We start from the raw sequence: 4453 nt of genomic DNA, 5'->3' as shown, positions 1-4453 counted from the left end.
AAAAACGATAATAGATAATCATGGAGGTTATAAAGTCAGATATGGGTATATTAACAAAGATGGAATTGAAATAATAGAATGTCAATATGAAACAGCTACCTATTTTTTAAATGGACTCGCAAGAATAGGTAACTCAAAACTTGGAATCTACGCTTATATTAATACACAAGGTATTGAGTATATCGAAAATAAAACATTTGCTGATTTAGAAAAAGAAAGTATGAAAAAAACTCCGCCTTATCCATTGGGTAATAAATTTGAGGATTTTGATTCATACAATTCTGATAGCGAAGAAGATAGAATAATGCGTGCATTAATAGAAGGAAATGGCGACCTATATGGATTATAGAGGAGGAAAAATATTTTCAACTAGTAATTAGACGCCAATATTTAATTACAAGTTGTTGATTATTAGTTAGTTAAGTGTTCTTTTTTTTCTTGTATTTATACGAGTATATTCACAAAGTTATTTATTTATAAACGACTACAAACGTTTATAAATGACTTTGAAAGTACTAATTAGTAGTCATTTTTTTGTTTTATTTGCTTGACAAAGTCAACAGAAACTCCAGCAATATCTGCAATTTGCTCTAATGTCAAAGACATTTTAGCAAGTAGATTTTTCACAAATCTTTCTTCCGCTCTTTCTTGTCCAACTAAAAAAGCTACGTCCCTTTCTTCATCTATGTATTTTGCAATGCTATCCATAACAATATCCTTTAAATTTTGTTCTAATTTACGCAGTTGAGCTAAAATACGCAACTGTTTGAAATACTTTTTTAACGATAAATCACTTTGAGTAGTTTCTTCAAGTCGAGAAATAATTTGTTTGAGAATGGATTCAGTTGAAATACTGTTAAAATCAGCCAAAATACTCAGAATTATTTCTTCGGGTTTATCAGAATTTAGAAACAGGCTATAATCAACGTTTGCTAAATAAATGAGAGGGAACTCAAATTTTAGCAGAGGGAACTCAATTTTAGTAGCCATTTTGGGTTTGGCATTTCCTATAAAAATAACAAACTGCCGAATTGGTAGCTTAAATTTACGAGCGAGCATGAAGTAGTATTCTCCCATTCTGTAAATCATTTCAGATTCATTGGCAACTTGAAACTCGATGTTTAGAACAAATATTGAACCGTCTTGGTCAGTTATTTTCTTCAAAACATCAGGTTTACGCTCTTTTGTATGCTGAATATCATTTGGTAAATCTTCCACTAAAACGGCATTGATGCTCAAGACGTTTTGCATAAGGCTTGGAATTAAGGCCTCAATGTTTTCTTTGAAAATTTTATCGTATTGATTAGCTTGTTTTTTCATTTTGCAAAGTTAGCAAAATGTCGGGAGAAGTACTTGTATAGAATGAAAGAAAAGAAAAATTCCAACGACCGCAAATGAGAAGATTGGGGGTTGGATTTTGGGTTAATTAATTGATTTATCAAACTTTTACTTATTTGCTCGTGTTGAACCAACAACTACGTTGAAGGGATATTGTAAAAATAGTAAAAAAATAGATCTTGTTGATAAAAAGATGGTGGCTGTCGTACGAGAAAGTTGAAGCCCCCTTGAAATCGCTCTAATATCCAGTTGCCGAGATGACTGAAGACCTCTTAAGTAAACTTAAAGAGGGCTCGTCCGACAATAAACTTATAATACAAAAGATATTTTTTAAATAATTTGTCATTTGGTTATTGTTAGGCTAACTTTACATTCAATGAAACAGCAATATTATAAATATCTAAGAGATGAGGATTGTCTTTGGTTTGAGTTTGAAAGTGTGAGCAATCAAAAAACTGTGAGAAAAATTGTGGTTTACACACCTTTTCAAGATAATCCAGATGTTTTTAATTTAGCACTGATGCTCTTTCAGATGGTTCATATAGTGATAAGACTGTTACGAACAATGAAGATATGGAAAAAGTCGTGGCGACTGTCATTAGAACAATGCTCCGTTTCTTCGAGAAGTACCCAACCAAGATGATATATGTAGAAGGTAGCACAGCAGAAAGAACTCGACTTTACCGTATTATCATTTCAAGAGAATTGTCTGAAATCGAAAAAATCTTTACTATTTATGGATTATTAGGGTCAGACACTGAAATTTTTAAAAAGAACCAAAATTATAATGCTTTTGTTATTGCTTTGCAAAGTAAAGAGAATCTTTTAAAGTTACTTTATGAAAACGATAATCAGTAAACCAACAAATAAAAAACTCAAAGGAGAATATTCTTCCATTGATGAACTGGTACAAGAAAAGATGATGAAAGCTGCTCAAACTTTGAAAAAAGTGGATTTTAGTAAGCTATCGAAAATGGCGTAATTAAAGAAGTTAACCTTTCGAAAGAATATTTTTTTGAAAGGCTAATGATTTCTTCTACTACTTGCTTCCATCTAACCGTTCAATAGCAGAAAGTAATAAATCTGAGTAGTTAAAAAATATCATCTAAGCTCGAAATCTCTTATTTGACTTCTTTTTTGTCGGCATCAATAAATGAGATATATTTTTTTGATGTTGAGTTGAAATATAATCTACAAATTGTTTTTCGATTGTTATCATCCAAAAGTATGGCAAAATACGATTGGGCATCACGGTAAACGATTCTATTAATTGCAACCCTTTGACGGCAGATGGTTTTCACAATCATAAAACCTTCTAATTCTTCCTCAGTTGTTACAATCTTATCGGTTTCTTCTATTTGTGGTGTCACAACTTCAATAGCAGGGGTTTCTGGAGTATGGCTTGCTTCTTCAGCATCAAGTGCAAATTTAAACCTATCAGTTATCATATCACTAATAACATTATTAATGGATTTTTTGACTAATTCAGAGAAGTCCGCTAATACTTTTGCTGTAATTTTACCATTATAAACTTTTGAGATAAAGAATCTGAGGAATTCATCGCTTGGTGCTTTAAGTTCATAGGAAAAAATTGTTTTGACAGCACTTGAGAATTTAAGTTCTGTTGCAGAATTAACAATATTTTCAACATCAAAATAGGATTTGTGGAATTTTTTGAGTTCCTCAATTTGATTTTCTTTAATTTCTGTAATATCGAACTCTAAGAATGGTTTTTTCATCCATTTTGTTTGCCTCTTCCAAGTCAGTATAAAATCTGTATCTTATCCCGTTAGTCAATATGGCAAATTTGGCTTTTGATACATGAAAATACCTCAAAAGTTGATTGTCATGTAAGTCTAATTTTTGCTGCCAATGTTTACATTCAACTAAAATCGCAGGAACATCATCTTTGAAAATAGCATAGTCTATCTTTTCTCCTTTTTAGTTCCAATATCAGTAACATATTCGGGAACAACTTCAAGAGGGTTAAATACATCATATCCAAGCATTTGAATGAATGGCATAATGAAAGCATTTTTGGTTGCTTCTTCGGTTGCGATTTGGTCTTTTAGTTTAATAACTCTATCGCTCAGTTGTTTGATTTGGTCTTTGAAGTCCATAGAATAGATTATGATTTAGATATTTATGGGTAGAAAACTTTCCAACGACCAGCATTGTGATGGACTTGGAGTAAATTTAGAGTTAATTAATAAAGTATCAGACCTTTACACAATGCTTTCGAGTTGGACTAAACTTACTTTGCGACCGCTCTGATATGCCGTCCGAAGGACGGCCGACACGCTAAGAACCAGCTGACTGCTGGGAGTAAAATTGCACGGAAAAATACAAAAAAGCAAATGAGTTGAATAAAACTTTGCGTGTCGAAGAAAAGTTGGCAAAAATACCACTCAGAGAACTTGTCACAAGCCAACTTTGAGAGCAGAAAATTTCAAAATTGAGTAGGAGAGAACTGTCCTGTCCGCCAAAATTTATGCGTTTGAAAAACTGAAAAACCAGCGAATTCGTCTCGTCGAATGAGCCTATGAGCCAAAAACTGCCAAACTAATTCAGTCGCATACGATTATTGGAATTCTATTTTTTTTCAATTTAATTTGTGATAAAAACCATTTTATGAAGCTTCTACTTAACTTATGGATTCTTTTGTTCTGTTTTTCTTGTAATTTAGCAAGACTCTCAAACAAGTCATCAGATTACTTAAACTTGCAAGGTATTTGGTTAGCTGAAACAGAAAGCCAAAATGGCATCAAAAAGAATGTTGCTTTTCAGTACAACTTCAGTGGTAATCTACTTGTATTTACAGACGAAACTGGACAAACAGTAAAGTATAATTTTGAATTAGGTAAAATAAAAAATTTAAAGGTGATAAATATTATTCCAGAAGGTTCACCCAAAGACTCTAAACCTGTAAGCGTAGGATACGAATTGAAAAGTAATTTGCTTAAAATTGTGGTTGCACCACCTGGTTTAATCCCTTTAGATATTTCAGACAAAAACGAACAAGAATTGATAATTAGTAGACGAAAAAAATTGTGAGTAAACCCTCAAATAAACTACCTGCAAAGTCAAAATTGATTCCTTCCAACGACCGCAAATA

The 4453-nt window shown here is 32.2% G+C and carries 8 protein-coding genes and 1 pseudogene; 5 read left to right on the top strand and 4 right to left on the bottom strand.

Annotation, left to right across the window (positions count from 1 at the left end; genetic code table 11):
• Positions 1 to 349 (top strand): WG repeat-containing protein (locus ABR854_RS25610; protein WP_350268710.1); only part of this gene is annotated, 349 nt, incomplete at its 5' end.
• Positions 350 to 519: 170 nt separating this feature from the next.
• On the opposite strand, the gene ABR854_RS25605 is transcribed toward ABR854_RS25610, so the two are convergent.
• Entirely contained in the window at positions 520 to 1320 is an 801-nt protein-coding gene (locus tag ABR854_RS25605) for a hypothetical protein (RefSeq protein ID WP_350268709.1), read from the bottom strand.
• A 394-nt stretch (positions 1321 to 1714) separates the two neighbouring features.
• On the opposite strand from ABR854_RS25605, the pseudogene ABR854_RS26100 reads away from it, so the two are divergent.
• Together ABR854_RS26100 and ABR854_RS25595 are read left to right on the top strand one after the other, a co-directional pair.
• Positions 1715 to 2196 (top strand): annotated as a pseudogene (locus tag ABR854_RS26100) (DUF6934 family protein).
• A complete protein-coding gene (locus ABR854_RS25595) occupies positions 2177 to 2320 on the top strand; it encodes a hypothetical protein (RefSeq protein ID WP_350268706.1) in 144 nt (47 codons plus the stop codon). The pseudogene ABR854_RS26100 and the gene ABR854_RS25595 overlap by 20 nt, the downstream one beginning before the upstream one ends.
• 139 nt (positions 2321 to 2459) lie before the next feature.
• Here the strand turns inward: ABR854_RS25595 and ABR854_RS25590 are convergent, their stop codons facing one another.
• The 3 genes from ABR854_RS25590 to ABR854_RS25580 are packed head-to-tail and all read right to left on the bottom strand — an operon-like array spanning position 2460 to position 3458.
• Positions 2460 to 3077 carry a hypothetical protein gene (locus ABR854_RS25590; RefSeq protein ID WP_350268705.1) on the bottom strand — a complete coding sequence of 206 codons (618 nt, stop codon included), beginning with the start codon at positions 3075 to 3077 and terminating at the stop codon, positions 2460 to 2462.
• The gene (locus ABR854_RS25585; RefSeq protein ID WP_350268711.1) at positions 3037 to 3231 is read right to left on the bottom strand and encodes a type I restriction enzyme HsdR N-terminal domain-containing protein; all 195 of its coding nucleotides are present in this window, start codon (positions 3229 to 3231) and stop codon (positions 3037 to 3039) included. The genes ABR854_RS25590 and ABR854_RS25585 overlap by 41 nt, the downstream gene beginning before the upstream one ends.
• Before the next feature lie 32 nt (positions 3232 to 3263).
• Entirely contained in the window at positions 3264 to 3458 is a 195-nt protein-coding gene (locus tag ABR854_RS25580; protein WP_350268704.1) for a hypothetical protein, read from the bottom strand.
• Positions 3459 to 3483: 25 nt separating this feature from the next.
• Here ABR854_RS25580 and ABR854_RS25575 point away from each other — a divergent pair, with 25 nt between their 5' ends.
• Both ABR854_RS25575 and ABR854_RS25570 read left to right on the top strand, forming a co-directional pair.
• Positions 3484 to 3612 carry a hypothetical protein gene (locus ABR854_RS25575; protein WP_350268703.1) on the top strand — a complete coding sequence of 43 codons (129 nt, stop codon included), beginning with the start codon at positions 3484 to 3486 and terminating at the stop codon, positions 3610 to 3612.
• 357 nt (positions 3613 to 3969) lie between these two features.
• Positions 3970 to 4392 (top strand): hypothetical protein, encoded by a 423-nt coding sequence (locus ABR854_RS25570; protein ID WP_350268702.1) that lies wholly within the window; start codon positions 3970 to 3972, stop codon positions 4390 to 4392.
• The last annotated feature ends 61 nt before the right edge of the window (positions 4393 to 4453 follow it).

This window comes from Emticicia sp. W12TSBA100-4 (assembly GCF_040253585.1).
Taxonomy (GTDB): domain Bacteria; phylum Bacteroidota; class Bacteroidia; order Cytophagales; family Spirosomataceae; genus Emticicia.
Note: the sequence above shows the minus strand (reverse complement) of the source record. Positions and strands in the feature narration are given on the sequence as shown.